Origin of the sequence: Streptomyces sp. NPDC058240, assembly GCF_042882135.1 — a bacterium.
In the GTDB taxonomy this organism is placed as follows: domain Bacteria; phylum Actinomycetota; class Actinomycetes; order Streptomycetales; family Streptomycetaceae; genus Streptomyces.
The window spans coordinates 48457-74564 of sequence record NZ_JBHVWT010000022.1 but is presented as its reverse complement, the minus strand read 5'-3'; the positions used below and the strand labels follow the sequence as shown (position 1 = coordinate 74564).

General features: G+C 69.8%; 24 protein-coding genes and 1 pseudogene. 15 read left to right on the top strand and 10 right to left on the bottom strand.

Features of this window, described 5'->3' with window-relative positions; all coding sequences use genetic code 11:
* The first annotated feature begins 23 nt into the window (after positions 1 to 23).
* From ACFVX4_RS27965 to ACFVX4_RS27945, 5 genes are all read left to right on the top strand, one after another.
* Positions 24 to 977, top strand: a complete 954-nt coding sequence (locus tag ACFVX4_RS27965; protein WP_389981960.1) for a hypothetical protein — start codon at positions 24 to 26, stop codon at positions 975 to 977.
* 72 nt (positions 978 to 1049) lie between these two features.
* Positions 1050 to 1880: a helix-turn-helix domain-containing protein gene (locus ACFVX4_RS27960; RefSeq protein ID WP_389981958.1), complete on the top strand. Its 831-nt coding sequence runs from the start codon at positions 1050 to 1052 to the stop codon at positions 1878 to 1880.
* A 215-nt stretch (positions 1881 to 2095) separates the two neighbouring features.
* On the top strand, positions 2096 to 2221 hold the full coding sequence (locus ACFVX4_RS27955; RefSeq protein ID WP_389981956.1) for a hypothetical protein: 126 nt from the start codon (positions 2096 to 2098) through the stop codon (positions 2219 to 2221).
* Positions 2222 to 2232: 11 nt separating this feature from the next.
* Positions 2233 to 3180, top strand: a complete 948-nt coding sequence (locus tag ACFVX4_RS27950) for an N-acetylmuramoyl-L-alanine amidase (RefSeq protein ID WP_389981954.1) — start codon at positions 2233 to 2235, stop codon at positions 3178 to 3180.
* Positions 3180 to 3422 (top strand): holin, encoded by a 243-nt coding sequence (locus ACFVX4_RS27945; RefSeq protein ID WP_389981952.1) that lies wholly within the window; start codon positions 3180 to 3182, stop codon positions 3420 to 3422. The genes ACFVX4_RS27950 and ACFVX4_RS27945 overlap by 1 nt, the downstream gene beginning before the upstream one ends.
* Positions 3423 to 3681: 259 nt before the next feature.
* On the opposite strand, the gene ACFVX4_RS27940 is transcribed toward ACFVX4_RS27945, so the two are convergent.
* The 3 genes from ACFVX4_RS27940 to ACFVX4_RS27930 form a co-directional block, all read right to left on the bottom strand.
* Positions 3682 to 6624, bottom strand: coding sequence for a hypothetical protein (locus ACFVX4_RS27940; RefSeq protein WP_389981950.1), 2943 nt, complete (start codon positions 6622 to 6624; stop codon positions 3682 to 3684).
* Between the two features lie 838 nt (positions 6625 to 7462).
* A complete protein-coding gene (locus ACFVX4_RS27935) occupies positions 7463 to 9109 on the bottom strand; it encodes a HEAT repeat domain-containing protein (RefSeq protein WP_389981948.1) in 1647 nt (548 codons plus the stop codon).
* Entirely contained in the window at positions 9110 to 9505 is a 396-nt protein-coding gene (locus ACFVX4_RS27930; protein WP_389981946.1) for a hypothetical protein, read from the bottom strand.
* A gap of 294 nt (positions 9506 to 9799) precedes the next feature.
* Here ACFVX4_RS27930 and ACFVX4_RS27925 point away from each other — a divergent pair, with 294 nt between their 5' ends.
* From ACFVX4_RS27925 to ACFVX4_RS27915, 3 genes are all read left to right on the top strand, one after another.
* Positions 9800 to 10831, top strand: a complete 1032-nt coding sequence (locus ACFVX4_RS27925) for an ArsR/SmtB family transcription factor (RefSeq protein ID WP_389981944.1) — start codon at positions 9800 to 9802, stop codon at positions 10829 to 10831.
* Positions 10832 to 11122: 291 nt separating this feature from the next.
* Complete coding sequence (locus ACFVX4_RS27920; protein WP_389981942.1) at positions 11123 to 11821, top strand: peptidoglycan-binding protein; 699 nt, start codon at positions 11123 to 11125, stop codon at positions 11819 to 11821.
* Positions 11822 to 11955: 134 nt separating this feature from the next.
* The gene (locus tag ACFVX4_RS27915; protein WP_389981940.1) at positions 11956 to 12666 is read left to right on the top strand and encodes a C39 family peptidase; all 711 of its coding nucleotides are present in this window, start codon (positions 11956 to 11958) and stop codon (positions 12664 to 12666) included.
* Positions 12667 to 12834: 168 nt separating this feature from the next.
* On the opposite strand, the gene ACFVX4_RS27910 is transcribed toward ACFVX4_RS27915, so the two are convergent.
* Complete coding sequence (locus ACFVX4_RS27910) at positions 12835 to 12987, bottom strand: hypothetical protein (RefSeq protein WP_389981938.1); 153 nt, start codon at positions 12985 to 12987, stop codon at positions 12835 to 12837.
* Between the two features lie 40 nt (positions 12988 to 13027).
* Between ACFVX4_RS27910 and ACFVX4_RS27905 the strand changes: the two are divergent.
* From ACFVX4_RS27905 to ACFVX4_RS27895, 3 genes and pseudogenes are all read left to right on the top strand, one after another.
* A pseudogene (locus ACFVX4_RS27905) lies at positions 13028 to 13707 on the top strand (protein kinase family protein); the annotation flags it as partial.
* Between the two features lie 180 nt (positions 13708 to 13887).
* Positions 13888 to 14760, top strand: coding sequence for a metalloregulator ArsR/SmtB family transcription factor (locus tag ACFVX4_RS27900; RefSeq protein ID WP_389981936.1), 873 nt, complete (start codon positions 13888 to 13890; stop codon positions 14758 to 14760).
* Complete coding sequence (locus ACFVX4_RS27895) at positions 14757 to 15359, top strand: dihydrofolate reductase family protein (RefSeq protein WP_389981934.1); 603 nt, start codon at positions 14757 to 14759, stop codon at positions 15357 to 15359. Before ACFVX4_RS27900 ends, ACFVX4_RS27895 begins: the two co-directional genes overlap by 4 nt.
* 294 nt (positions 15360 to 15653) lie before the next feature.
* Here ACFVX4_RS27895 and ACFVX4_RS27890 read toward each other — a convergent pair whose 3' ends face one another.
* Positions 15654 to 17960, bottom strand: a complete 2307-nt coding sequence (locus ACFVX4_RS27890; RefSeq protein WP_389981932.1) for an LAETG motif-containing sortase-dependent surface protein — start codon at positions 17958 to 17960, stop codon at positions 15654 to 15656.
* Positions 17961 to 18160: 200 nt separating this feature from the next.
* Here ACFVX4_RS27890 and ACFVX4_RS27885 point away from each other — a divergent pair, with 200 nt between their 5' ends.
* Entirely contained in the window at positions 18161 to 18667 is a 507-nt protein-coding gene (locus ACFVX4_RS27885) for a hypothetical protein (RefSeq protein ID WP_389981930.1), read from the top strand.
* A 64-nt stretch (positions 18668 to 18731) separates the two neighbouring features.
* Positions 18732 to 18953 (top strand): hypothetical protein, encoded by a 222-nt coding sequence (locus ACFVX4_RS27880; RefSeq protein WP_389981928.1) that lies wholly within the window; start codon positions 18732 to 18734, stop codon positions 18951 to 18953.
* 120 nt (positions 18954 to 19073) lie between these two features.
* Here ACFVX4_RS27880 and ACFVX4_RS27875 read toward each other — a convergent pair whose 3' ends face one another.
* Complete coding sequence (locus ACFVX4_RS27875) at positions 19074 to 19532, bottom strand: PaaI family thioesterase (protein ID WP_389981926.1); 459 nt, start codon at positions 19530 to 19532, stop codon at positions 19074 to 19076.
* Between the two features lie 293 nt (positions 19533 to 19825).
* Between ACFVX4_RS27875 and ACFVX4_RS27870 the strand changes: the two genes are divergently transcribed.
* Positions 19826 to 20818, top strand: a complete 993-nt coding sequence (locus ACFVX4_RS27870) for a phosphotransferase family protein (protein ID WP_389981924.1) — start codon at positions 19826 to 19828, stop codon at positions 20816 to 20818.
* A 103-nt stretch (positions 20819 to 20921) separates the two neighbouring features.
* On the opposite strand, the gene ACFVX4_RS27865 is transcribed toward ACFVX4_RS27870, so the two are convergent.
* The 4 genes from ACFVX4_RS27865 to ACFVX4_RS27850 all read right to left on the bottom strand — a co-directional run bounded on the left by ACFVX4_RS27865 (position 20922) and on the right by ACFVX4_RS27850 (position 24708).
* Positions 20922 to 22166, bottom strand: a complete 1245-nt coding sequence (locus ACFVX4_RS27865) for an MFS transporter (RefSeq protein WP_389982010.1) — start codon at positions 22164 to 22166, stop codon at positions 20922 to 20924.
* Positions 22167 to 22177: 11 nt separating this feature from the next.
* On the bottom strand, positions 22178 to 22810 hold the full coding sequence (locus ACFVX4_RS27860) for an ArsR/SmtB family transcription factor (RefSeq protein WP_389981922.1): 633 nt from the start codon (positions 22808 to 22810) through the stop codon (positions 22178 to 22180).
* 273 nt (positions 22811 to 23083) lie between these two features.
* Complete coding sequence (locus tag ACFVX4_RS27855) at positions 23084 to 23401, bottom strand: hypothetical protein (protein WP_389981920.1); 318 nt, start codon at positions 23399 to 23401, stop codon at positions 23084 to 23086.
* Positions 23402 to 23439: 38 nt separating this feature from the next.
* Positions 23440 to 24708 carry an alpha/beta hydrolase family protein gene (locus tag ACFVX4_RS27850; RefSeq protein WP_389981918.1) on the bottom strand — a complete coding sequence of 423 codons (1269 nt, stop codon included), beginning with the start codon at positions 24706 to 24708 and terminating at the stop codon, positions 23440 to 23442.
* A 619-nt stretch (positions 24709 to 25327) separates the two neighbouring features.
* Between ACFVX4_RS27850 and ACFVX4_RS27845 the strand changes: the two genes are divergently transcribed.
* Positions 25328 to 25930: a dihydrofolate reductase family protein gene (locus ACFVX4_RS27845; protein WP_389981916.1), complete on the top strand. Its 603-nt coding sequence runs from the start codon at positions 25328 to 25330 to the stop codon at positions 25928 to 25930.
* Positions 25931 to 26108 lie beyond the last annotated feature (178 nt).

The following is a 26108-nucleotide window of genomic DNA, read 5'->3' as shown; positions in this document are numbered from 1 at the left end:
CCGAAGTACAGAGGACCATCTTTGTGACATCTCCAGAGCATGTTCCTGGCGGGCGACCGGTCCTGGAAGGCCGCCCGGCCGCCGCATGGCTGCGCGCGCACCGGGACGACCTCATCGCGTGCGCCCTCGACGCCCTGGCCGAACAGGAAGGCCAGGCGCCGGACCCCCTCCGGCGCCGCAACCCCGAACTCCGCTGGATCGTCGCGTACAACGTGGACGCGCTCATCAGCGCCATCGACAGGGGAAGCACCCGGGTCGAAGAGGACGACGTCGCCGACCTGGTCGCCTCGGCAGCCCGCCGCGCCGGCGAGGGCGACCCGATCAAGCACCTCCTGCGCGACTACCAGATCGGCATGGACGCACTGTGGCAGGCCGTGGCCCGCCGCTGCCTGCCCGCCGACCACATCGGTCTGATCCGGCTGACCAGCGCAATGCACACCTATCTGCTTCAGGTGACCACCCTGGTGGTCCGCGGATTCCAGCATGAGGCCGCCCGCATCCGAACCGGCGAACGCGACGCCCGCTACGCCCTCTACAGCGCCCTGCTCACCGGTGAACGCCCCGACACGGCGGCCAGACTCGCCGGCATCACCCTGCCCGAGCGCTACCTCGTGCTCAGCCTCCGTCTCGGCTCCGCACCGCCCACCGGCGCCACCGACCCCGGCCGTGCCCCCGAGATCACCCGGCACCGCCGCGCCAACGCCATCCGCCGCGTCCTGGCCGACCACGCCGGCGAGGACGCGCTGGCCCTGGTCCAGGACCCGGCCGCCACCGCTCTCGTGCCTCTGGCACCGGGATCCGGCGGCAGTCCCAAGCCACTCCTGTGTGAACTCACCGATCGGCTCACCACGCTGATAGCGGCCCCTGTGCACGCGGCGGCCGTCGAGGCAGCCCCCGACGCCGTTCCCGACGCCCGCGCCCAGAGCGAGGAGATCCTCCAGATCGCCCTGGCCACCGGGCAGCCTCCCGGCGCCTAGGTACTGGACGACGTCGTCGTCACCTACCAGCTCACCCGCCCCGGCCCCGGACGCGACCTGCTGCTCCGACGATTGCAGCCGCTGGACGGTCACCCCGAATGGGAGAACACCCTGCGCGCCTACCTGCGTCACGGATTCGACCGCAGGGCCACGGCCGCCCACCTCAACCTGCACCCCAACACGGTGGACTACCGCCTGGGCCGCATCGCCCGCCTGTGCGGCATCGACGCCGCCGACCCCGCCGAACGCCTCACCGCCTTCGCCGCCCTCTATGCCCGTGACCGTGCGGGCTACACGGCGATCGAGCGGATCGGGCTCGGGTTGGCGGTCACGCTGGAGTTCCTCGGCCCGTTGGCTGTGGCCCTGGCCGGGTCCCGGCGCCGCATCGACCTGGTTGCCGCGGTGGCGGCTGCGGGCGCGGTGGCCGTCCTCACGCGTCCCACGCCGTCCACCGACTACCTGGGCATCGGCCTGGCTCTGCTGGCCGCGACGTGCTGGGCCTGCTACATCCTGCTCAACCGGACGGTCGGGGCCCGCCTGCCCGGCCTGGAAGGCTCGGCCGCCGCGGCGGCCGTATCCGGCACCCTCTACCTGCCCGTCGGCATGTGGGTGCTGTGGCACCGCCCGCCCACAACAGCGGCGCTGGGCTGCGCGCTGGCGGCCGGGGTGCTCTCCTCCGTGGTGCCGTTCCTGGCCGACCTGCTGGCGCTGCGCCGCATTCCGGCGCACTTCTTCGGCGTGTTCATGAGCGTGAATCCGGTCTTCGCGGCCCTGACCGGCCTCGTCGTCCTCGGGCAACGGCTCGATTCCCTCGCCTGGCTCGCCATCGCCGTGATCGTCGGCGCGAACACCGCCGCGGTCTCCACCGCGCGCCGTCCCACCACCCGTAGGAGCACGACGTGAAGGCCCTCATCGTCCACGCCCACCCCGAGCCCGTACCTCCCGCTGAAAACTGTCTGCGCTCGTTCGCTGCTGACGAGTCGTAGACACTGCCGGCCGCACGGTCGAGTCCGGAAGCCGTCGCAGGGGTATGAAACTCCTATGGATCCGGATGTCACCACGGCCCAACTCCCCTTCGCGCGAACGGTGGCGAACGAAACAGCGAAACGAAGTACACGGTGACGGCGGCGGACACCACGTTGCGCGGTCGGTGCCTCTGGGTGGAGACGGTCGAGTCGATCGACAGCAGCACGAACAACGGGTTCACCGGCAAGGTCCGCAACGTCTCGTACACCTCGGGCTGAAAGGAAAACGAATGGCTACTCCTCTGTCCGCCTCTGCTGTCCTCAAGGCGTTGCGCGCCGAGGGCGTGCGCGTGGTCGAGGTCGGCAACTGGCGTACCCACAACCGCAACTCGAAGGGCCCGTGGGGCCCGGTCAACGGCAGCATCGTGCACCACACCGTGACCAAGGGCACCGCGGCGACGGTTCAGATGGTCCGCGACGGCTATCCGGAGCTGCCAGGTCCGCTGTGCCACGGGATGATCGCGAAGGACGGCCGGGTGCACATGGTCGGCTGGGGCCGCGCGAATCACGCCGGCGGCGGCGACCCCAAGGTGCTGGAGCAGGTCATAGCCGAGTCGTACGGCACCCGGCCGACTCCGCCCACTCGCGGCAACAGCGACGGGGTCGACGGCAACGCGAGGTTCTACGGGTGGGAGTGCGAGAACCTCGGCGACGGCAAGGACCCTTGGCCGGCCGCCCAGTACGACGCGATCGTCCGCGTCCAGGCCGCCCTGTGCCGGGCGCACAAATGGTCGGCGAAGTCCGTGATCGGCCACCTGGAGTGGTCGAACGACAAGATCGACCCCCGTGGTTTCACCATGGCCAAGCTCCGCACCGACGTCTCCGAGCGACTCAAGCACCCCGCGAGCTGGAACCCCGGCTCCGACCACGAGGAGGACCCCATGGCAGGAATCACCAAGCGCGACATCTTCGACGCCGTGTGGAAGACCGACGCGATCGGCGGCCCGACGGACGCGGCGGACCATTCGACGAATCCGACGTGGCAGCCGCAGTCCATCCTGAAGGACATGCAGGCCCGCATCCGGTCCATGGACAAGCGGATGGCCGCCCAGACTGCTGCGATCACCGCGCTCGCCGGTCAAGTCGGCACGGGCGCCGATTCGGAGACCGTCGTCGCCGCAGTCCAGGCCGCGATCGAGCGTGCCGTCGCCGGTGTCGACAACGCCGAGGAGTCCTGATGACCGCCACGATGTTCACGAAAGCCTTCTGGACGGCCACGGCGGAGCGCACCTTACGGACGGCTGCTCAGACCCTCATCGCGACGCTGGGACTCGACACCACCGGAGTGCTGGACGTCGACTGGGGACAGGCGCTCTCCCTCACCGGGAGCGCGGCGCTTCTGGCCGTGCTGACCGCGATCTCCGCCTCCGGGACCGGTGACGGGCCGGGGCTGACCGAGACCGTGCGGACGCGTACATAGCTCCGTCCTCCGTCGGCGAACGGATCACTGTCGAACCGGCACGGGTGCGGGGTGGGATCCGTGCCGCATGCGCGGCGCAGAACGGCCGACAGCCGCGACCGGGGGCAGCCATAATGCGTTAAACCCCCTGAGGAGCACGCCACTTCCACCGCCAATACGCGTCTGCCTGTACGCGCCCGGCGGGTCGGGTGGGTGGGGAAGGGCTACGCGGTCGGCGGAGGCCGTGCAGCGGAGTGCTGAGGGACCGGCTCGCGTCGGGTCAGGCGGTGATCTTGATCAACTCGACACCGCTGTACGCCTGTACCCCGTCACGGGTGACGACGGCGCGGACCGTTGCCCAGCCTGAAGCAGCGCCTTGCTTCGGCGCGAGCCACACGCTGCCGTCGTCGTCGGTGTCCAGGCGCACGATCGGCCGGCCGTCGAGCTCCCAGGTGATGTCCGCACCGGCCAGGTCGACCGGCGTGCCGTCCCACGCGGTGAGGGCCAGCGCCGCCCGGGTGGTGCCGCCCGCGGGGAGTTCGGCGGGCGTGGCGGTGAGCCGGAGGTCGGCGTGCACCGAGTTCGACCGGTACCCCGCCAGATCCGCCGGATACCAAGCGAGTTCGCGCACGAACCGGCCGTCCGCCCAGCGCGCGAGGTACCCGGGCCGGTGGTGCGCGTCGTCGATGAGTGCATACGTCGGGGTGCCGTTCTCACTGGCGACGAAGCCGTGCGGTGCGACGGTCACCGTGCCCAGGCTGCCGGGCAGCGGCAACGCGCGTGGCTGGAGATCGTGGCTGGCAACGATCTCCACTCCCCCGTCGAACGCCGTCCGCGACACCTTCAGATCCTCGGTGAGGTACCGGAACGCCGTCATCGCCCGCCCGAAGTACCGGCCGGCGACCCGCTTCTGTACGAGCGACAGCCCCTTGAGCAACTCGAATCCGCGCCCCGCCCTGAAGTCCGCCGTCATGTGCTGTGCCTGATAGTGCAGGTTGAGGCCGAACGCCAGCGCCCAGCTCAGGTTCTCGGTCGTGTCGACGCCGCGGTCGAGGTTGTGCGGGTAGAACGCGACCTTGTCGTGCATGACGGCCGTACCCAACGGCCACTGCTGCACGACGACGCCGTTGCGGTTGGGGCCGTCGTACGTGCCGGCCCGGTCGCCCTGCATGGTGTTGAGGTAGAAGCCGAGGCTCGACGTGAGGCTCTGGAAGATCCGGTCACCGCCGACCCCCTCGGTGCCGATGGGCAGGATCGCGGCGGACTGCGCCGTCTGCTCCACCAGTTCCTCGCAGTACGCGTACGGCGGCGCGCAGAAGTCGGCCGCGTAGTCGTACTCCCGGCGCGCGATCTCGTCCTGGAACATCATGTCCATTCCGTACGTGTCGCGGAACGTGCGGAGCTGGTCGAGGATCAGCGCCCGGGGCGCCTTGCGCCAGCCGCCGATGAGGTACCCGAGGTTGTTGGTGTGCGTCTTGGTGACCAGCTTGCCGTGTCCGTCGCGGATCCCGATCCGCTCGACGCCGCCGATCGCCGCCACCGCCCGGCTGTCGGGGTGCCACCATGTCGGGTTGGTGTACGCGCTGGCGTAGAACCCCCGGTCGTGGATGGTGTCGATGAGCCGCTGGAACTCCGCCGGCCCGCCGAGGTAGTCGAAGGTGAGGAAGTCCGGGTAGTGGTGATCGTGCTGCCCGTCGGAGTAGTAGCTGGCGAGTTCGACGCTGTACGGCCCCCCTGGCACCGCACGCAAGTAGTCGAACGCCACTTCGGGCCGGCCTGTCGCCGAGGTGCCGCCGGTCGGCTGCCAGAGGTCCACCTTGAGGTGCACCGCGTTGGCCAGCCCGGCGCGCAGCTGCGGATCGAGCTTGTCCGCCAGACCGCGCCAGGTGTTCATCCTGTTGTCGGCCCGGTACGCCGCGAACAGGTCGAAGGCGCTGCCTCCGGCCGCCAGCCGGGTCGCGGGGAGCGCCTCCGATCCGGCGGGGGCGATCCAGGCGTCGACCCGGTGCATCAACCCGGTCAACGCCTCGTTGCGGGCCCGGCCGCCCACGAAACCGAACTGTGTCGGGCGGAACGGCTTCACGCTCGCGGGCTGCACGGAGTAGACGCCGAGAGCGGAGTCGTCCTCCTCGAAGAGGATCAGATCGTGGGTCGCGGTCGGCATGCCGTAGTTGGCGTAGAAGCCGCCGGCGAGCACCGAGCGCGTGTGGGCGAGCCCGCCCCACTTCGGCGCGATGCCGAGCATGGTGCCGTCGGCGGGGATGACCCGGTAGGCCACTTCGGGGCAGGCGACCCGCAGGATGGGCCGCGACCAGAGGTTACGTATGGCTGTCGGGCGCAATTCCAGGTGTCCCGCGCGGAGCCGTACCGTCAGGTCCGCGGTGAAGAAACCGGGCACGCTGAGACGGACCGCGGCCTCGTCGGCGGCGACCCGGGTGACCTCGACCTCGGCCTCGTCGGAGAACACACCGGTGCCGTTGTCGTAGTACACGGCGAGCGGCAGCACACCGGGAGACTGGACCCGGCCGCCGGATGTCCAGTCGAGCAGCCGGCCGCGATCGTCGACGAGGACGCGGTCCGCACCGCTGCTCAGTTCCAGCGCACCGGCCCGGCTCCAGGTGGTCACCGGCCCGCCGTCGCCGACCACCTCTATGGAGTCCACGTCGAACACGAACGGATCGGCCGACTGCTTGTCGTCGGGGAAGAAGACGAGCACGAGCCGGCGCAGCGGGTAGGTGAGCTTGCCGTCGGCCACCCCGCTCCACGTCATCCGGGCCAGCCGCTGCGGCTCGAACGTCACGCGGGTCCGCCCGTCGAAACCGGTCGGGTCGACCCGGCTGGCGAGCGTGCCCCACTCCTCGTTGTCCTGGTCGAAGATCTTCAGCCAGAGGTTGCCCTTCTTCGGTGCGATCCCGGTGAGCCACACCGAAACCCGGGCGAGGTGCGGCTCGTACGGGCTGGGGAGCGCCACCGAGAACTCGCTGTACGCGTCGACCATGGTGACCCGCGCCTGCCCGGCGGTGTCGGTTGCCTCGATCGTCGTCCTGTACACCGTGGTCGGCGGAAGATCGTGCGGCACACCGTCGATGACGAGGCGCACGGTCGTGGCGGCGTCGTCACCGGAGAGCTGTGCGGCAGAGACCGGGGCGGCTGCTGCGGGCAGGGCGGTCATGGCGGGCAGGGACACGGCGGTGGTTCCGGCAAGGAAGGTGCGGCGCTTCATGGATACGCTCCGGCGTCGGCTCGATGGGGACAGCGTGTGCGCACCGTATGACCCTGTCATTAATGCGTCAATACCCTTGGCCTGCAAGACCGTTGGCCGATGAATTAACGCGTTAAAGCATGCTCGGGCGGTGGCTGTCTCGACGGGGGTCGGTCGTCTTCGCCTGCTCACCAGGTGGAACACACCCTCGGCCGACCGACTTCGGCGTCTCCGCACATGGCGACGCATGGCGAACACGATGGCAATCGGATCACGCTGATCGAGGACCCGGTGTCGTGGCGCAACCTCCCGCCTTGCACGCGCCGGTGGCTTTGCCCGTCCTCACCGAATCCGGGAGTACCGGTCTCCCTCGCATCGCCCTCGAGCGCGTCGACTCCTCCCAGCGGCTGGGCCGTCACCGCCGGGCCGTGGAGGGACGGGGACCCGGCTGTCCGGGGGGCGCCGCCCTGATCCGCCACCGCCACCGCCACCGCCACCCGTCTCGTGGGTTTCCCGTCTTTGACACCGCAGGCAGCGCGTGGGGTTGGCGCGGCGGCCCATGAGTGCAGCAATCATCACTGTCGGGCCGGCATTTGCCGGGCACCTCGTGACCTGTCTGAACGGTCTTCGGCTGACACAACGCCAGGAGCGGCCGGCTCGGGTCAACCGGCAACTGAGCGAGTTATACGGGCCCCTCCTCGCGCTGATCGAAATCAACAGCCGGGTGTACCACGCCTTCTCGGAGCGCCGTCCCCGCCCGGACGGCAGATCGCCCTTGCACCACGGACCGGACGAGCTGCCACCGTCGATCGCGGACATGGCGGCGCTGTCGCTCGAACCCGGGCCGCCCGATGACGCCCTACCGGCCTCCGCACTGCTCGATCACGGCGCGGCCGTGGCGCAGCAGTTGTTCGTCGTTGGCGCAGCGATAGCGGTTCCGGGCCGTGCCGCCCGTGTTGTCGTAGCGCCGGGCGGCGGCGAGCTCCTGGCGGAGGAGCGGGACGGCGGGGGCGGCCGCGGGCCCCATCCGCGCCCACACCTCGGCCACGTCGGGGCGATTGTCCCGGTGCTCCGACCACGCGTGCAGCAGCGCGGGCATCGACTCCTCCGGGTCCCTTCCCGCCTGCCACAGCGCCACCGCGAGGGTGCCCGCGACCCAGCCGCCGTTCTCCTCCGGCGACTCCTGGAGTCTGCGCAGGTCGGGCAGCAGCCCGGCCGCCTCGGTGCCCATGCGGGCGATCACCCGCATCGCGTCGTGTCGGTGGAACCAGCGCTCGGCCCTGAGGCTTTCGGACAGCGCGGACAGCGCGACATCCGTCTCGCCCCCGACCGACCACAACGCCGCAGCCGCGTCGACGCGGTGGCGTGGATCGCTGTCCCGGACCAGTTCCCTCAGCTCCGGCAGTGCCTCCTGCGCCGTCGCGCCGAGCCGTGCCAGTGCCCGCAGTGCGGCGCCCCGCACCCTGGCCCCTCCGGTCCCGGAGGTTCGCAGGAGGCGGAGAACCGGTGTCACCGGCTCGGCCGAGCCGGTGGCGGCCACGGCCTCCAGCAGGAACCCGGTGCGTTCGGGCCGGTCCTCGGGGTCGATCCAGGACAGCCGTCGGAGCAGTACGGGCAGCAGCGCGGCGGCCTCCTCCCGGCCCATCCGGTCGATCCAGTCGCCCAGTTCTTCCGGCACGTGTCCGAACCGCAGCACCTCGGCGAGCCCGGGTACGGCGCGTGCGTCACCCTGCACCGCGAGCGCGCTCAGCACCGCCCCGTAGGAAGTCTCGTTCCACTGCGCCTGGGTGGGGGAACCCGGCCCGGCCGCCACCCGTCCGGCCAGTGAATCGGCCGCCGGGCCGCCGATGGCGTACAACCGCTCCAGCTCCGCGGCCGCCCACCGGACGATGCGGGGCTCGGTCTCCCGGAGCTGCTCGCCCAGGAGCCGCACGGGCTCCTCGTGCGGGCCCCGCCATCCCGTCAGGAGCAGACCGCTCATGTCGATCGCCTCGCGCCGCTGGCCCCAGTCGGGACTGCGCAACTGGTCCTCCAGCAGCGCGAATCGTTCGGCGACCCGGTCCTCCAGGGCGTAGTGCAGTTCCCTGAGCAGGTCGGTCGCCCAGGGAGCCTTCACCGAGCCTCGATGCGATGCCTTGAGCCAACGCAGGTACGAGATCATCGTCGGCGTCTCCGGGGCGGGCACCCCGTCCTCGCGCGCCGCGCCCTCCGCCTCCCGTGCCTCCCGCATCACGCCGATGGCCATCTCCACGGTCCGCTCCGGCAGCCGGCCGGGGGCGCAGCGCGCGAGCTGCACCAGGGCCGCCAGTCGCAGCCCTGGTGCGGTCCGGCCGGTGTCGGGGAGCGCGAGGGCGGTCAGGGCGTCCGCCGCCTGAGGCGCGAGCTCCGCGTTACGGACGCCCAGTTCACCCAGTGCGGCTGCCAGATCCCGCAGCACGCGCGGGTCCTGCTCGGCCGTGAGCCGCCGGCGCAGCGCCGTGAGTACCGCTCTCTGGTCGTCGTGCAACTACACGAGTGCGCCCGGGAGTTGCTGCCGCAGGCTTGCGTCCGGGTCGTCGAGGAGATCCAGCAGCAGTCCGCTGCGCGCCCGGGTGTCCGACTCCGCTCGGGCGAGGTTGCGGGCCCAGGCGGCGTACTCGTCCTCGTCGTCGGACTCGAAGTACATCTCCGCCACGGCGCGGCCGTCGCCGTCGATGCTGCGGAGCAGTTCGACGATCTCGCCCCGCCCCGGCAGGCCTGCCGTCCTGACCAGTTCGAACAGGAACGGGATGCACGCGACCGTGCTGTCGTACACGTCTCCCTGGTGGTGCACCGCACCGTGCATGCCGTCGAGCGCGATCTCCCGTTCGGTCGCATCGGCGGACGCCAGCCCCCCGCAGCAGGCCCGGCACGTCCGAAGCATCGCCGTACGCATGGCCCATGGACGCCCAGTCGAGGCCTTCGATCCCTGTGAACATGATCGCAAGTCTGCCGGATCCCACTGACAACGGCGGTCGGCGCCCGGCGGCCGGACCCGAGGCGGTGCTCGCCTCCCCGACCGTTGCGATGTGCGGCATGCCGTACCAGCGGCGGACCCCGGAACGGGGCATGCGCGCGGGCCGAGCGTCTTGACAGAGACTGCCGTGCGGGGATCGTCTGGAGCTCAGCTCCGGTCGGTCGGAGTGTCCATGGAGTCGGGTACGGGGGTGGACTGGTCGTGTTGCGGGTGTACTTCACGTCCGAGGACCTGGGGCGGGTACGCGTCGCCTCGGGGCCGGATCATCTGTGGGAGATCAGCAACAGTGTGCAGACACTTCAACGGCGCGACGGAGAAGGGGTGTTCGGCGAATGGCGCCGGTGGGTCCGGCCGCGCCTCCCGGACAGTTGCCGGTTCCTGTCGGCGCTGCTGCCGCCTCACGGCTGTTCTCCGGATTTCCTCACTCCACCCCGGGGCGGCGGCGAGACGTTCCAGTCGGCGGTCGACACGCTGGTGCGTACCCCTGGTCCGCGCCTGCGCGGGGATCTGGCACGGGTCGCCGCTTCACGCCGGCTTCCGGGCTGGACGGACGCGCTGGCGGGTGGGGACGGTGAGATCCTCCTGCGACTGGGGCACGCCCTGCGCACGTACCACCAGGAAGCGCTGGCGCCGTTCTGGCCACGTATCCATGCCCACATCGACGCCGACCGCATCGTCCGTCTGCACAGACTGCTCGACGGCGGTACGGAGGGTCTGTTGGCCAGTCTCGGTCCGCGGCTGCGCTGGCGGCCACCGGTGCTCGAGGCCGACTACCCCGTGGACCATCACCTCCGCCTCGACGGCCGCGGGCTCACTCTCCAGCCTTCGTTCTTCTGCTGGCCCACGCCCATCACGCTCGCCGACGGTGAACTTCCCCCCGTTCTGGTGTATCCGATCGACCACGCGACGGACTGGATCCGCCCCGCGTCCCCGGAGCGAGCCGATGGCGGCGTGCCGGGTGCGCTGCTCGGGCATACACGTGCCGCCGTTCTCCAGGCGGTGCGAACCGGCTCCTCCACGGTCGGCCTGGCCCGTCTCCTCGGGGTGACCCACCCGGCGATCAGCCAGCACATGAAGGTATTGCGCGCGGCCGGCCTGGTGACCACGGTCCGCCGGGACGGGAGGTCGTTGCACGTCGCGACCGCGGAAGGGCGTGCGCTGCTGCGTAGTTGTGAGCGCGGCGGAACGCCCCGCCCGGAGGACTGGCCGGCGCCGCCCGGCACCGAGCGGTAAGTCTGGGCTTTCGGGGCTTGCGCCTGTCATGGGCACGAAAGGATGCTGAGGCGAGCTGTCGCACACGCATCCCCCCACCCCCACCGTCTCTCCCCCACCGCTTCTCCCCACGCTCCTTCGCCGTCACCTGCCCATGGCTCGGTTTCCCAACGGCGCATCCCCAGTGCGTCTTCGAGGTACCTCGCCGTAGCGGACGTGCCGAGCGATGCCGCGACACCAAGGCCCCTGAGCAGAACGGGCCACGCGTGGGGCGGATGGGCGGGGCGACGATCCCACGAAGGAGATGAAGCAGTGGCATTGCGCACTGCCTTCGGCCGCACTGCGGCCGCAGCCGCCTCGGTCGCCGTTGCCGGCACACTGTTCGCCGCACCCGGGGTGGCCCAGGCCTCCCCCGTACCGCGTACCGCCGCCGCGGCCACGAGCGGGAAGGCGGACTCCGGTCATGGCGTGGCATCGTTCCAGGAGCGTCACGGGCTGCCCGCCGGCGGACAGGTCGACGGCGCGACCGCAGCGGCCCTCCGACACGCGTCCGATGCCGAACTGCTCCGGACATTCCGCACGGCCACCGATCTCGGACCCGAGGAACTCGCCAACGCGCGCACCGTCATCGGTGTCGGCAAGGGAGCGGGAATTCCCGAACAGGGCCAGGTCATCGCGCTGATGACGGCCATGCAGGAGTCGAAGTTCGTCAACTACCTGACGCCGGTGGACCACGACTCCCTGGGTATCTTCCAGCAGCGTCCCAGCACCGGCTGGGGCACTCCTGAGCAGATCACCGACGTCGCCACGTCGTCGAAATCCTTCTACGGTGTGGCCCCCTTCGGCAGCAACCCCGGGCTGATCCAGATCGACGGCTGGGAGACGATGCCGCCGGGCGAGGTGTGCCAGGCCGTACAGGTCTCGGCCTATCCCGACCGTTACGCGCAGTGGGAAGCGTTCGCCCGCGACCTGCTGGCCCGCGAAAGCCCCTCCGTCCCGCCGATTCCCTGATCCCGCGTCGGCCACGGCATCCCACGCCCCACCGCACCGTGCACGCGGTACGGGCCGTGCACGCACTCCGCGCCCTGCACACCCGCCGCACTTCGCACCCCACTCCCCCCACACCCCTCCCATCAGGAGCCCCGATGCGCAAGAGATTCCTCGCCGCGGCAGTCGTCCTGGCCGCGGCCGGCACGCTCGTCGCCCCGGCCGCGGCCCAGGCGGAAGCCGCCCGCCCCGGTTCGGTGCCGGTACTCGCCCACGGTTCGAAGGCCGGGACCCCGGTCATCGGCGGACACCAAGATCCGGGCACGCGCCTTCGGGTCGGTGGTGTGGAAACGGCGAGCGCGCACACGTTGCCGATCGACTACCAGGTGCAGGAGACCGGCTACTGGTGCGGTCCCGCCGCTACCCGTATCGCACTGTCGGCGCGCATCGCCCCGCCCGGCCAGGCGGATCTGGCCCGGCAGCTCGGCACGACCGAGGCAGGCACCGATCACATCAGCCAGGTGACGGGCGTGCTCAACGCAAACCTCGGGACCGGCTGGTACGAGACCAAGGAGATGCCGAACGATCCACCCACCCAGGCCCAGCGGGACCTGCTGTGGAACGACATCGTCCTGGACATCGACAACAATTACCCGCTGGTGACGAACATCGTCGCCCCGCCGGGGAACCAGCCGCCCGGTTATCCGTCGGACCAGACGATCTACCACTACTTCACGGTCATCGGGTACGACGACGCGAACCGCACCGTCCTCATCGCCGACCCGGCGTCCTTCAGCGGCAACCAGATCTACTGGCTCTCCTTCGACCAACTCGCCACCCTGATACCGCCGAAGGGCTATTCCGCCTGATCCTGCGGCGGGTATTCAGCGCATGGAGCGGGCGACAGCCGCAGCCGGCCGCTGTCGTCCGCGCCCAGGCCACCATGCGGTCTCATGGAGACGACACGGCCGGGTGCCCCGTCAGGCTTGCGTCGTGGGCAGCGCGAATTGCCTTGTCAGGACATGCTTTTGGGGTGCTCAGGCAGCGAGTGAGTACAGACTGCGGTCGGCAACGGTGCTCAGTAGGTACAGCGACTCGACGCCCAGGTTCATCAGGAACAGCAGCAGGGTGACGAGCATCGCCGAGAACAGGCCGATGCCCGGGAGGACGAGGCGCGCGGCGATGCCCACGGGGCCGCCGGGCAGAGTACGCGGAGTCTTCGGCAGCCGCAGCGCGCCCCAGGGATTCGCCGACGAATTCGGGGGTATCGACGGGGCGGTCGCACACTGGGAGGGCTCGTCAGCCGTGCGTGAGCGGCTGGAGGCCATCGGCCGGTCCTCCACCAGTCTTGTGATCTTCCTGGAACACGTGCCGCACACGCTCGCCGCGTGGCTCAGCGACCGCAGGGCGGCCGCGCCGGAAGGCGAATACGGCCCGAGGTACGCGTGGGCGGAGGAAGCCCTGATGCGCGGAGCCGACTTCATGAGATCCCGCGGGCTCGTCCACTTCGATGCCCATTTCCACAATGTCCTGACCGACGGCCGGTCGATCTACTTCGCGGACTTCGGCCTCGCCCTGAGCTCAAGGTTCGAACTCTCGCGGATCGAGGCGGAGTTCCTCTCCGACCATCTCACGTATGACGGCCACTACATCGCGAATCATCTGCTCCGGCACCATCTGCCCGACGGTCTGCGCGGCCGTGTGGATCACGAGGCGTTTCTCCACAACTAGATCGCGGGCGAGAGGCCCGAGGGCGTCCGCCCGTGATCGCCACAATCATCGACCGGCACGCCCGGACTGCCGTCGTCCTGGACGGGTTCCACCGCCGCCTGCTTTCCGAGAGCAAGCGGACACCGTATCCGACGGCCGACATCGAGCAGGCCGGGCAAGGAAGTTGTTCAGCGGAATAGCGGCGGTTGGGGCCGGCCGGCGGGCCGGCACGCGTGTCCGATGCGGGAGAAGAGATCGGACGGACGGACCCCCCCGCCGGCCGGCCGCCTCGGCCGACAACGCGGCCCGGCGCGGCCCAGCTCACCCAAACACGACATATTCCTTGACGCGAATATTCTCCTCCAGGAATACTCGCCCTCATGGACGCACTCCTCACCGCCCTGGCCGACCCGGCGCGCTGGCGGCTCGTGAGCCTGCTGGCCGAGCGGCCGCGCCCGGTCGGTGTCCTTGCCCAACTGGCCGGAGCGCGCCAGCCGCAGACGACCAAACACCTGCAGACCCTTGAGCGCGCCGGCGTCGTCACCTCGCAGCGCACCGGCCAGCGCCGCGTCTACGCACTCCGGCCCGCCGCCCTGCGCGACCTGGCGGCGGCGCTCACCCTGCTCGCCGACACCGCGGACCAGGCCGGTGGCCCGCAAGCGACCTACGACCGCTACGGGCTCAGCCTCCACACGGAGCGGCTCGCCGCACAGGAATCGGGATGGGCCGACGGCCGTTCGTTCAGGTTCCTCCGGTCGTTGGCAGCCCACCCCGAGCTGGTCTGGCATCACCTGACCGAGGCCTCGCTGCTCGCTCGGTGGTGGACGCCGGACGACCTCCGCGTCTCCGAGCTCGTCTTCGAGGCGCGACCGGGTGGGCTGATCGTCCAGGAGTACCGCGATGCGGAGGACGTGGACGGCTCCGACCCGGTCGCCGGGCGCGCGGAGGGAGCCGTCGAGGACGTACGCCCCGGTGAGCATCTCGCCTACCGGCTCTCCCCGCTGCTTCCCGGCGGCGGGCTCGCCTTCACCGCCCATGTAGACCTCGGCCTCCGGCCCACCGTCACCGGCACGGACCTCGATGTCCGTTGGCGGATCACCAACAGCACCGTCGAATCCGCGGACTTCGTCGCAGGCATCGAGATCGGCTTCGGCCAGAGCCTCGACAGGCTCGCGGCAGATCTCGTCACGGGTTCGCACGACAACGACGGCACCGAGCACGACACCAACACCGACATCAGGAGCACGAAATGACAGAGCAGTCCGTCAGCCGCCGGGTCGTCATCAACATGAGCCTCTCCCTCGACGGCCACTACGCCGGGCCGCGCGACCCCGAGGACAATGGCTGGGTCATGCCGTACGCCCACACCGATGTCGCCCGCGACCACATGACCAGCGTCCGGGAGTCGGCGACGACGGCCCTGCTCGGACGGGTCAACGCCGAGGGGTTCCTCGGCTTCTGGCCGACCGTCATCGGCGCGGAAGGGGTCGACCCACGCGACGAGGGCTTCGCCAAGTGGCTCCTCGACACCGACAAGGTGGTCCTGTCCTCCACCCTCGGCCAGGCGCCGTGGGAGCGGACGACGATCGTCGACAAGCCGGCCGCCGAGGTGGTGGCGGACCTCAAGGCCACCGAGGGCGGCGACATCCTCGTGCTCAACAGCGCAAGCGTCATCAAGGCGCTGCTGGCGGCCGACAAGGTCGACCGGCTGGCCCTCACGGTCTTTCCGGTCTTCCTCGGCGGCGGTCCGCGCCTGTTCGACGACGGCCTGCCCACGGGGCGGTGGGCGCTCGTCAGCCAGGCCGCGGGCGAGCACGGCACGTTGTCTCTCGTCTACGACCGAGTCCGCTGAGCCGGCCGGCCAGCGGACTCGGCCGTGCACTGTTGCGTACCTCTCCCGCCCGGGTCGGGGCCGGCGGACTGGGTCGGGCCCGCGATTCACCGCTCCGCGGTCCCGAACGAACGCTGCTGCCGCCCCTGAGCGAGTCGCTGCCGTCCCCGGCCGCCAGAGCCTGAATCCACCGGCGAAACCGGGGTCCGTGCCCCCCGTTCCCGCGCTGACCGGAGTGGACCGATGGACGGCTTCGACCCCGCACCCGGTCGTAAGGTGCGGGGCCGAAGCCGCTGGATGAGCGCTGTGGTCACGCTACTCCTGGTCGGCGGTGCGGCGGCGCTTCCACCACACCAGGCCGCCGCCGACGGCCGCGAGGGCTGCGGCGAGTCCGGCGATCAGTCCGACCGGCGTACTGGAGCCGGTGTCGGCGAGGTCGCCTTCCGGATCCTTCCCGCCCGTGCCGCCGCCGTTGCCGCCGGTGGCCGGGGGCGTGCCGGGGTCGGTGGGCTTGCCCGTCGGCTCACCCGGCTTGGTCGGCGTGGGAGTCGGCTTCGGGTCCGGTCCCGGGGTGTCGCCGCCGCTGGAGATGTCGGAGGAGACGGTGTTGCCTCCCAAGAGCAAGAGGTTCGCGTCGCCGTCCTTGGCATTGTCCGTCAGCGTGCGCACCGATGACTTCGTCTCGCGAGGGAGATAGCGGTGCTCGGTGTCGAAGCGCTGCTTGGTCATGTTCCGCTTGGGCTGCTTGGAGAAGTCCACTCCGCCCACGCTCATGGTGTAACGGCCGCCGCCGGCGTCGTGCTCCCACTGCTGTTCGCCTTCACGCAGCGACTTCAGGTACGCCTGGTACACCTTCTCCCGCGTCCAGTCCTTGTTCTCCCCGCGCAGCGGCCACGAGGAGACATCGTTGCTGTTGATCACCTTGTGGTAATCGGTGGGGGTCTTGGCGTCCTGCTGGCGGATGAACTCCGCCGCCACCCGGGCCGTGTAGACGCGGCGCAGGTCGGCGTAGCGTGCGTCGTTGTTCACACGCCTTTCGACCTCGGGCATGATCAGCCGGTTCATGCGGTCTTCGGTGGCCTTCTTCTCGGCCTCGTTGAACTCGCACAGGTACGGGTCGCCCGGCATGTTGTCGATCTTCAGGTACTGAGCCTTGACCTTCAGCGGCGTGTCCAGGATATGGATGCCGCCGTTCTCCTCGCGAACGACCGCGGTGTCCGGCTCGATCCAGTTGCGGACCTGGAACCAGCAGGGAACGCCCTCGGAGTTGCGGGGCAGCGACTTCCAGTACTCGTCGGCCTCCGGGCGCTTCGTCGGGTTCATCGCATCGGCGAAGTCCCTCTTCAGCTCCAGGTCGGCCTCCAGCAGGGTCCGGCCGGCGTCGGTCTTCCCGAACGCGCTGTCCATGATCTTGTCGGGCTGGTCCGGGTTGAGGTTGACCCAGAACTTCTCCGGGGTCAGGGCGAGCCAGGTGAAGAACGCGTCGTTGATGAGCTGCGCCTTCTCCTTGCCTCCCCAGCCGGCGGTGTCTTCGGGGACTTCCTTGGCGGAGAAGCTGTAGTCGACGCCTTTGCCCTTGACCGGCTTGCCGATGTACCGCAGCTCCAGCGTGGTGAAGTCCACCCCGCCGGGCCCCTTGGGCTGGAGCCGGTTGGGGTCGGCCGCGTTCTTCCGGTCCAGGAACTCCTTCATGGCCTTCGGGTTCGGACGCGACTCGCGGATCAGGTCCTGCGCGCCGCCGCCGGTGACACCCTTGGAACCCGGGGGCTGCATCGTGGTCGTCTTGTCCCGTACGCCACCGCCCGGGGCCAACTCGACCTTCCTGGAGCGGTAGTTGTACTCGGTGACCTTGCCCGGGGCGTTCTTCTTCAGTTCGCTCAGGTGGTCCCTGGCGGCCTTCTCCTGCGGCTCGGCGAAGACGTACTTCAGGGACTTGACCGGGCTCTTCTCCTGCTTGGACCAGGCGATGTCGCCGGGCTTCTGCTTGGGGTCCGGGCGCCCGTTGGACTTGATCTCCAGCGCCTCTCCGGTCTTCTTGTTCCAGGCGTCCGCCTGACGCCGGTGGGTGTCGCCGGTGTCGGGGTCGGTGAAGTCGAACTCCTTCTGGCAGATCCAGTCGTCGCCGACGAGCCCGTGGTCCTTGATGATCTTCTTCTCGAACGCCTTGCCGCGCGGGTCGTTTCCAGCGTTCTTGATCAGGATGATGTCGCGCCAGTAGGTGAAGTCACCGTAGGCCTTCGGGTTCTTCTTGCTGGCCCTGATCCACTTCCACCACACCCGGTCGACGGCCCGGGACTTCGGAGGCTCCTTGGCCTCCTTCTCCAGCCGTTTGACGTCCTCCTCGGACGGCGGACCGAGGCCGTCCCACTTCTTGCCCGGGTTCTCGTACTCGTAGGTGTCCCACTGGGACTTGGCCCGCGAGGCATCGGCATCCGCGTCGGGCAGATCCACGATGGCCTGGAGATCCTCGGCCAGGTCGAAGTAGTCCCGGCACAGCATCCCCGGGTTCGGCGGCTTCTTGGCCGGCGCGGCATCCGCACTGGAGGTGAGGCCCGGCAGGCCGGTGAGCGTGAGAGTCGCCGCGGCGGCGACCGCGACAGCGGACGAGAGGCGCGCCCTCACGCGTAAACGTATGGATTTCAACTCTTTGTCCCTTACCTGAGGGGGCTTGGGGGACACTTGAGAGCGGTGTGAGCCCCCCGTGACATGACACCGCCAACGAGGCAGTCTGTACCTCAACTCTTTTTGAATGCAACCTGATTGGCGCCACGACACGCGGGCCGTTGCCGCACCTGCGGAGACACCGAGTAGGGTCGGCCGGTATGGAGATGACCGAGGACGAGTACCAGGAGCTGGCCGAGCTGGACCGGATCCGCTCCAGCAATCCCGTCCTGGACGCCTGGCTCCAGATCCAGCGGCAGGAGTTCCCCGCTTGGGCCCAACAGCTCGGCGGGGACTGGGACTTCACCCCCGCCTCGCTTGAGCGCCTGGAGACCCTCGTTCGCTCCCGCTGCACCAGCAGTGACCAGGCATGGGAGGAACGCGGCAGCGACTTCCTCCAGACAGCCGCCTGGTATGTCGGCGAGGTCCACAACCGCACCTGCGGCACCCGGTGGCAGTTCCACCCCGACTCCGCCACAGCCGACCCGGCCGTGTGGCCGTTCGTCACCGTGCCGTTCGACCGGCTCTTCGACTTCGAGGACGAAGACGGCATCGAATCCGATGCCAGACCCCTGTACACGCCGGTCAACCGCCTGTGCGGAATCCTTGACGCGGACGGCGGGAGCCTCATCACGGACATCGATATCCACACACCCCCGTCGCAGTAGTCGGCAGGGATCGCGTCAACGCGCCCTGAGGCACGGCCGGTTAGGTCGCGATGGGTCCCGACCGGTGCGGCGTATCCGCGGCCCGGCGGTGCGGGTCCTCGCCGCTGGTGGCCGAGAGGGGGTTGACCGGGCCGAGCAGGGCGAGCTCTCCCCCGTCCGGCGCCACAGCCGGCTCCCGGCCCAGGACCCGGCCGAAGTCCACCAGGTCGCCACCGGGACGGGCAAGGACTTCATCCTGGTCCTCACGGCGGGGGACGAGCCCTATGACCCGCTGATCAAGGGCTGAGTGCCGTCATCCCGGTCCGTCCGCCGACGTGAGCGCCGGAAATCGCCCGGCCGGCTCCACATCGGCCACGAGGAGCGCCGGATCGCTCTCGCGTCCACCTGCCGTCGGCGGGCTGCGGGGTCACTCCGCGGGCTTGTTCGCCCGGATCAGAGTCTGCTGGCCGTTGGCGACGAGCCTTCGATCGCCGTCCGCCCGGACGCCGTATACCTCCAACTGGCATACGGTCAGGGTGCGTCCGGACTTCAGGACAGTCCCGATCGCTTCGATGTGGTCACCTGCGGCGGGCGCGAGGAGGTTGATCTTGTACTCGACGGTGAGGACCTCGGACTCCTCGGGGAACAGCGTGAGCGCCGCGTAACCACCGGCGCTGTCCGCGATGGCGCTGGTGGCGCCCGCGTGGACGTAGCCGTGCTGCTGGGTCACCTCGGGACGGGACGGGAGCTCGATGTGGACCCGGCCGGGGCCGATGTGGGTCATGCGTGCGCCGAGGTGGGTCATGAGGCCCTGGCGGTCGAAGCTGTCCTGGACACGCTTCTGGACGTCGGGGCTCGCCTGTTCCTGCTGCGGTCGGTCTCCCATGTGCTCTCCTTCGTACGCGTACGGGCAAGGCGGGTGCGTAGCCCGACCAGGCATTCCACCAGCAGGAACCGCCGATGACGGTCATCATGGCACCGGATGGCCGACGGCCGGGTGGACCAGGCCCCGAGCCGTCCTGCGGAGGGTGCCGAGCAGTCCGGCCTGCGGGGCGACGGGCCAGCCGCACGCGGTGCCGATGCACTACGGAACGTCGATGAACCACGGGAGCAGAGAACTCGGCGGCGGCAGAATGTATCCAGTGGCAGGTGCGGCGCCGTCTTCTGTAGGTTCTACCGATGCGGCAATTCGCGGAGATCGAAGACCTGTCGGAACTCGTGCATGATGCGCTGGGAACGGGATGCCGCGTTGTCGCGGTGGACCGGCTGCGCGGGGGAAGCAAGAAAGGCGTGTACCGGGTCCGCCTCGATGGACCCCGTACAGAGAGCGTGATCGTCTACAGCTGGGCCGAGGCCGAGAACTTCTGGCCGGACGCGCGAGAGACCGATCCGGCCGACCCGTTCGCACCCGCCTCCGGGATGGTTCCGTTCCTGACCGCACGACGGACTCTGGAAAGTCTCGGGGCACGGACTCCGCAGGTGCTCCTGGCGGATGACAGCCGGCGCCGCTTCCCGGCGGACGTCGCCGTGGTCGAGGACGTCTCCGGCGGCACGCTCGAAGCACTCTTCGAAACCGACCCCGGGCGCGCCGCCGGGGCCCTGGGCGACCTCGCCGAAATGCTTGAGATGATGCACCGGGACCGGGCCCGGCATTACGGCAAGGTGCATCTGCTGGAGCGGGGCGACGGCGTGTCCGAGGTCTCGTGCGAGCGGCGGGTGCTCGACCGCGCCCTGCGGGATCTTGAGGAGGCGGCGGGCCGCGACGGCAGGATCGCGACGGCCGGCGCCGCTCTGCGCGACCGGCTGCGGGAGCTGGCCGACCGGGTGAGCCCTCGCACGGAATACGGACTGATCCACGGAGAACTCGGGCCCGACCACGTCCTGATCGACGCCGAGGGGCGCCCCGTCCTGATCGACATCGAGGACCTGATGTACTTCGACATCGAGTGGGAGCACGTCTTCCTCCGGCTCCGCTTCCGCGAGCGGTACACCGCACTGGCCCGGCCCGGTCTCGATCCGCAGCGGCTCGACCTCTACATGCTCGCGATGCGTCTGTCGCTGGTGGCCGGTCCACTGCGCCTCCTCGACGGTGACTTTCCCGACCGGGCGTTCATGCTCGGCGTCGCCGAGCACAACGCGAAGCAGGCTCTGGCGCTCCTGCCGTCGGTGTAGCCCCCGGGGCACGCGAGATCGCGTGGAGCACTCGCGTACGACCGCGTCGGCTTCCTCGGGGCTACGCGCCGGCCCGGCCGTGCGGGACGAGAGCGTCGGATGGTCACCGTCCAGCCGGCGTCGCGGACTTGGGCGGTCGGAGTTCGGCGCGTCGCAGCACGGGCACAGACAGGCCGAGCGCCGCGGCGAGCAGGCAGATCGCGCCGCATCCGGCGAAGAACACGTCCGCTCCCCACAGGGCCACGGTGACGCCGACGACCGGAAAGAGTGCGGGTGCGAGGCCGAGCGTGCACAGCGTCGTGACCGAGGTGACCCGGCCGAGGTATCGGGGGTCGGTCTCCGTCTGGATCAGGGCACCGGTCACGGTTGTGGTGAATCCGCTGGTCAGGCCGATCAAGGCGCCGAACATCACGGCGGTGGGCAGCGAGGGAGCGTGCCCCAGGGCGGCCGCCCCCGCGGCGGTGACGAGCAACGCGCCGGACATCGTCAGTCCGGCGCGCGGTATCCGGGGAGACACGGTGAGCAGCAACGCAGCGGCCGCCGCTCCGACGCTGAATGCGCTCGCGACCCATCGCATGCCCGAGGCGCCCCAGCCGCGTTCGTCCGCCAGGAGAACCAGGCCGGTGGCGACCGGACCGCTGAAGCACATCTCGCTCAGTCCGATCACCGCGACCAGTGGTGCGAGCATCCGGTGGCGGCGGACATATCGCAGGCCGTCAATCAACTCACGCCAGGCGGAGGCACGTTGAGACACCGCCTCGATCTCAGCTGTGATGCGCACCGTGAGCAGAACGCCGAGCGAGACGGCGAAGAGAACGCCTGCGACCGTGAACGCAGCGGCCGCACCACCTATCACCAGCACGGATCCCGCCAGAAGAGGGCCGACGGCGTTGCTCAGCCGGATCGACAGCCCGCGCATCCCCTGGACCCGGGCGAGTTGCTCGGGCGCCGTGATGCGCGGCGGGAGCGCGCCCACCGCCGGCATGAACACCGCGTCGACCACGCCGAAGACCAACGCGACCGCGACCAGCAGCCACACGCTCGGGGACGCCGGCACAACCGCCGCAGCCACGGCGAGGATCACCGCGCAGCGGATCGCATCGCTGACGACGGCAACCCGGCGCGGCCCGAACCGGTCGGCCACTACGCCCCCGCCGAGCATGAGCACCGCGCGGGGAAGTGCCCCGGCCGCGACCACCAGGCCCGCCTGCGACGGCCCGCCGACGCGAGTGGCAGCCCAGGACAGGGCGAGAAAGTACACGACGTCGCCCGTGACCGAAGCCGTGTACGCGGTGAGCCAGCGCAGGACATCGACGTCCCGGAACGCGGGCCGCGCGGACAGGGTCATGTCCTGCGCGCTCACGCGTCGCCGGTCGGCGGCTGAGCCGTACCGGGCACCGGGAACGCCTGCACTTGCAGCACCACCGGAGAGGAGCCTTCGGGCGCTTCGCTCGCTCCGTGCCGGTAGCGGGAGATCACCTCGAAGATCTCGGCCCTCATCCGGTCCACGTCACCAGGGGTCAGATACAGCAGGAAGTCGCTGTAGGCAGTGGCGTCGAGCCATTCCTCAGGAAGCAGCGCCACCTCCTGCGCGGCCCGGCGCAGTCGATCGGCAGCGGCCACGGCGACTGCCTGTACGTACGCGCGTCCGGCCTCGCGCTGTTCCGCGGGCGCGGCCGCGGGATCGTGGATCGACTGCCGATGGACGGATTTCCACCATCGTTCCCGTCCGGTGCCCCGGTCCGGCTCGTCCACGATGAGTCCGCCCGAGGCGAGGCGGCGCAGGTGATAGCTGGCCGCGCCGGGGTTGATGCCGAGTTCGTCGGCGATGCGGGTGGCGGTGGAGGGACCACGCTCGCGCAGCAGAGTGAGCACGTTCAGGCGCAACGGGTGAGCGAGTACGCGCAGGGCAGCGGTGTCGAGTTCGATGTCCCGTTCCGAGGACTCGGCGGAGGCGGAGCTCTTGGCGAAGGGAGTGGAGGAAGCGGCCATGCGCCGACGATAGACCTACAACAGTTCTTTCGAAAGAGATGTTGTGAAGGCATGGGTCAGGGGCAGGAGCCTGAACCCACGAAGTGGCAATACACCGGCCCTTCGAGTTGTCCCCCGGTCTTCGACACGGACAAGGGTGCCGAACGCCGCAATCTCCGTGACCGGCCCGGTGACCACTCGCCCGACCCTCGCGCTACCCGCGGCAGGTGGGCGAAGACGCTGATCTCCGGCTCTTGGACGGCCAGTTGACGGAAACCCTCGCCCGGCCACGGATCACCGGCCGGGCTCGCGCTCGGGGATTGCGGTCAGGGCGATCATGCGGTGCATGACCGCCGTCGGAATCGAAGGGTTCTGGGCGGCGTCCTCGGCACTGTGCTCATCGAGGAGCAGGGAGATCAGGACGTCCGACGGCAGGGCCGGGTTCTGCCGGGCCGAGTGCTGGACACTGTGGTCGGCATCGCCGGCCAGCCTGACGGCGGAGTCGACGCCGAGGCCGGAGTCGACGCCAAGGCCGGAGTCGACGCCAAGGCCCGATGGTTGACCTGCCTTGGCGCTGGTACTGCCATCGAGCCGGGGCCGCCCCGGACGCAAGGGTGAGGGTCGGCTCCGGCAAGGTCGAGCAGGGTGTCTCAGCCGGCGTCGGCGGTCTCGTCGAAGAAGCGGACGATCCGCGGAAGGGCCTGCCTCACCGAGTCGCTGTGGTCGAAGTCGCCGACGTCCGTGAGCCGGTAATCGGCGCCGTTGCCCGTCAACTGTTGCGCACAGTATTCGGAGTGGGAGTCATCGACGTCCTGGTCGCCGCGGGCGTGGAAGAGGCTCACAGGTACGTTCGGCTTCCAGTCGCACGTGGTGTCCAGCGCGTTGAGCCGGAGCTTGAGGGTGCCGCTGGGCGTGCGGATCTTGTCCAGGAAGTCTTCGGTGAACAGGTCCTTGGAAGCGGGCGGCAGCGCGCCGGCGATCTGCTCGGTCGTGTGGTCACCGTCGAAGAGGTCCTCCACGATCTGGTCGTAGGGCGCGCGGAAGACTTCGCCCGGCGAGCCGTAGAGGCCGTAGGTCTTGTTCCATGCGGTGGCGAAGTAGGCGAGATAGAGACCGGACTTGGCGATCTTGTCGTCCGCCGCGGCCGCCTCGAACACGGACAGATGGAACGGGCCGGCGACCGGGGCGAGCGCTCCGAGCCGGAAGTAGTGGTCGGCGCCCTCCTCCTGGAGTGCCCGGCCGACCAGCATCGTCGCCGGCCCGCCCTGCGAGAACCCGCTGACCTGGACCGTACGCTCAAGCTCCCGGCCGTTTCGGTGGGCGAAGGCACGGGCCGCGCGCAGCCCGTCGACACTGGCGGCAACGGTGGCCCGTGGGTCACCGTAGGGGTGGAATCCCTCGCCCGCGCCGAGGCCCACATAGTCGGGGGCCGAGACCGCGCGTCCGGTCGACGCGAACAGGTACGCGGCAAGTCGGTCGTCGGAGGCGGGGTTCTCCGAGGCGACGTCCTTGCGGTAGGCGATGGTTCCGTGCAGCCAGGAGACGGTCGGCAGACGATGCCCGACGGTCTTCGGCAAGACGAGGAGCTGGCTCGCCGTGGTGCGCTCGCCCGTGCTGTTCGTGGTGCGGTAGACGACCTGGTACGCCGTCACTCCGTAGCGGACCTGGGAGGAGTCGATCTTTCCTTGGAGCTCCAGGGTCACCTGTTGTGCCGTCAGGTCGGCCACCTGGCGAAAGGAGACGACGGTTCCGGCCTGCGCCGGCCGGGTGTGGGTGTCATCGACCGGGGCCGGCACGGTCGTGGCAGGTCGGGTCAGGGTCGCGGCCGTCGAGGACGAGGCCGGCACGGTCAGTGCCGCGCCGCTGCCGAGGATCGCCGCACCGACCAGGAGCCGGACATGGAAACGCTGTGAAGTCATGTGTGGATCTTGCCGACTGACGGTGGCACAGGGACATGAGGCCACCCACCCACCTTGCGTAGGGCCAGCCCTACAGGGCTTCCCTAGGGGTGAGCGGGTGCGCAGGCGGTGGATGGAAAGGTCACGTTCGTCGGTGACCCCGGAGCACCTCGGCCCGGTGGACGGCCGCTCGGCGGAGTCGGGCTCCGGGCTTCCGTGGAACGGCGGTCGGCATGGGGCGCCCGGTCACCGAAGGCGTTGGATGTTTAGGGTCGGGCCCATGACGAGGACCACACCGCCGCGGCCGCTGGTTGTCGAGACGCCGCTGGAGCATCCAGTAGCCCGTCCGGTTTCCGGGCCGTTGGCCGGTGGCCGGTTCACCGGCGTCGCGTCAGCTCCCTCTTGGCCCGGCCGTCCGCGGGCCCCGGCCATGACCGGCACGGTGTCTCGGCCATCAGCATCCGCCGGTTCGCACCCTTGAGCAGTCTTTGAGTTTTCCTCGAACCGCCCTTGCTCCGTGGCAAGCACGCATGATCATGGAGACTCCAGGGGCCGAGGGTTGCGGCTCGCGTCCGCTTCATACTGCCCACCGCTCGTCGTTTGCCCCTGCCTCTGCCGCTCAGTCAATGGAAGGTATTCCGTGCGCAAGCTCGTGTACTACATCGCGTCCACTCTCGACGGTTTCATCGCGGGACCGGACGGTTCCGACCCCACCGGTCCGGACGGCTTCTGGCCGGTGCCCGAGGACTACATTCAGCACCTCATCACCGAGTACCCGGAAACCCTGCCCGCTCCGGCCCGTGCCGCACTGTCCGTCACCGCCGACGGGACGCATTTCGACACCGTCCTCGAAGGACGCCGCTCCTACGAGATCGGTCTCCGGGCCGGATTGACCGACGCCTACCCGCACCTGCGGCATCTGGTGTTCTCCCGGACGCTGAGCGAGAGCCCGGACCCGGCGGTGGAGCTGGTCGCGGACGATCCGGTGGAAACCGTACGGCAGTTGAAGAAGCAGGACGGCAAGGACATCTGGCTGATAGGCGGTGCCGAGCTGGCCGGTGCGCTGTACTCCGAGATCGACGGGCTGATCGTCAAGCTGAGCCCGATGACCATCGGCACCGGGATACCGCTCTTCTCCCACAAGGCGGCATTCGACCCGTGCGGTTGGGAACTCACCGACCACACCGTCCTGAAGAGCGGGGCAGCCTTCCTCACCTACGCCCGCCGAACCCCGACCGCGTAACGGTTGGGCGAGGGCCATGAACACCTGCGGCCCTCGCAGCAATGGTTCCTCGACAACACCCTCGGGCCCGCACCACGCCCGAACGGCAACGCCGGTCCCCGCGACCCGAACCGGGTCCCGGAGGCCGGTGTTCGCCACATCACGCGAGTCCCGGATCAGCTCACAGCACGCATGTACC

Excerpts from the sequence above, each read along its gene's own strand:
- ACFVX4_RS27860 (WP_389981922.1), bottom strand. The coding sequence starts at position 22,810 with ATGGCCGCTTCCTCCACTCCCTTCGCCAAGAGCTCCGCCTCCGCCGAG.
- ACFVX4_RS27930 (WP_389981946.1), bottom strand. The coding sequence starts at position 9,505 with ATGCTTCGGACGTGCCGGGCCTGCTGCGGGGGGCTGGCGTCCGCCGAT.
- ACFVX4_RS27940 (WP_389981950.1), bottom strand. The coding sequence starts at position 6,624 with ATGAAGCGCCGCACCTTCCTTGCCGGAACCACCGCCGTGTCCCTGCCC.
- ACFVX4_RS27875 (WP_389981926.1), bottom strand. The coding sequence starts at position 19,532 with ATGGGAGACCGACCGCAGCAGGAACAGGCGAGCCCCGACGTCCAGAAG.
- ACFVX4_RS27915 (WP_389981940.1), top strand. The coding sequence starts at position 11,956 with ATGCGCAAGAGATTCCTCGCCGCGGCAGTCGTCCTGGCCGCGGCCGGC.
- ACFVX4_RS27885 (WP_389981930.1), top strand. The coding sequence starts at position 18,161 with ATGGAGATGACCGAGGACGAGTACCAGGAGCTGGCCGAGCTGGACCGG.
- ACFVX4_RS27850 (WP_389981918.1), bottom strand. The coding sequence starts at position 24,708 with ATGACTTCACAGCGTTTCCATGTCCGGCTCCTGGTCGGTGCGGCGATC.
- ACFVX4_RS27895 (WP_389981934.1), top strand. The coding sequence starts at position 14,757 with ATGACAGAGCAGTCCGTCAGCCGCCGGGTCGTCATCAACATGAGCCTC.
- ACFVX4_RS27945 (WP_389981952.1), top strand. The coding sequence starts at position 3,180 with ATGACCGCCACGATGTTCACGAAAGCCTTCTGGACGGCCACGGCGGAG.
- ACFVX4_RS27865 (WP_389982010.1), bottom strand. The coding sequence starts at position 22,166 with ATGACCCTGTCCGCGCGGCCCGCGTTCCGGGACGTCGATGTCCTGCGC.
- ACFVX4_RS27950 (WP_389981954.1), top strand. The coding sequence starts at position 2,233 with ATGGCTACTCCTCTGTCCGCCTCTGCTGTCCTCAAGGCGTTGCGCGCC.
- ACFVX4_RS27900 (WP_389981936.1), top strand. The coding sequence starts at position 13,888 with ATGGACGCACTCCTCACCGCCCTGGCCGACCCGGCGCGCTGGCGGCTC.
- ACFVX4_RS27870 (WP_389981924.1), top strand. The coding sequence starts at position 19,826 with ATGCGGCAATTCGCGGAGATCGAAGACCTGTCGGAACTCGTGCATGAT.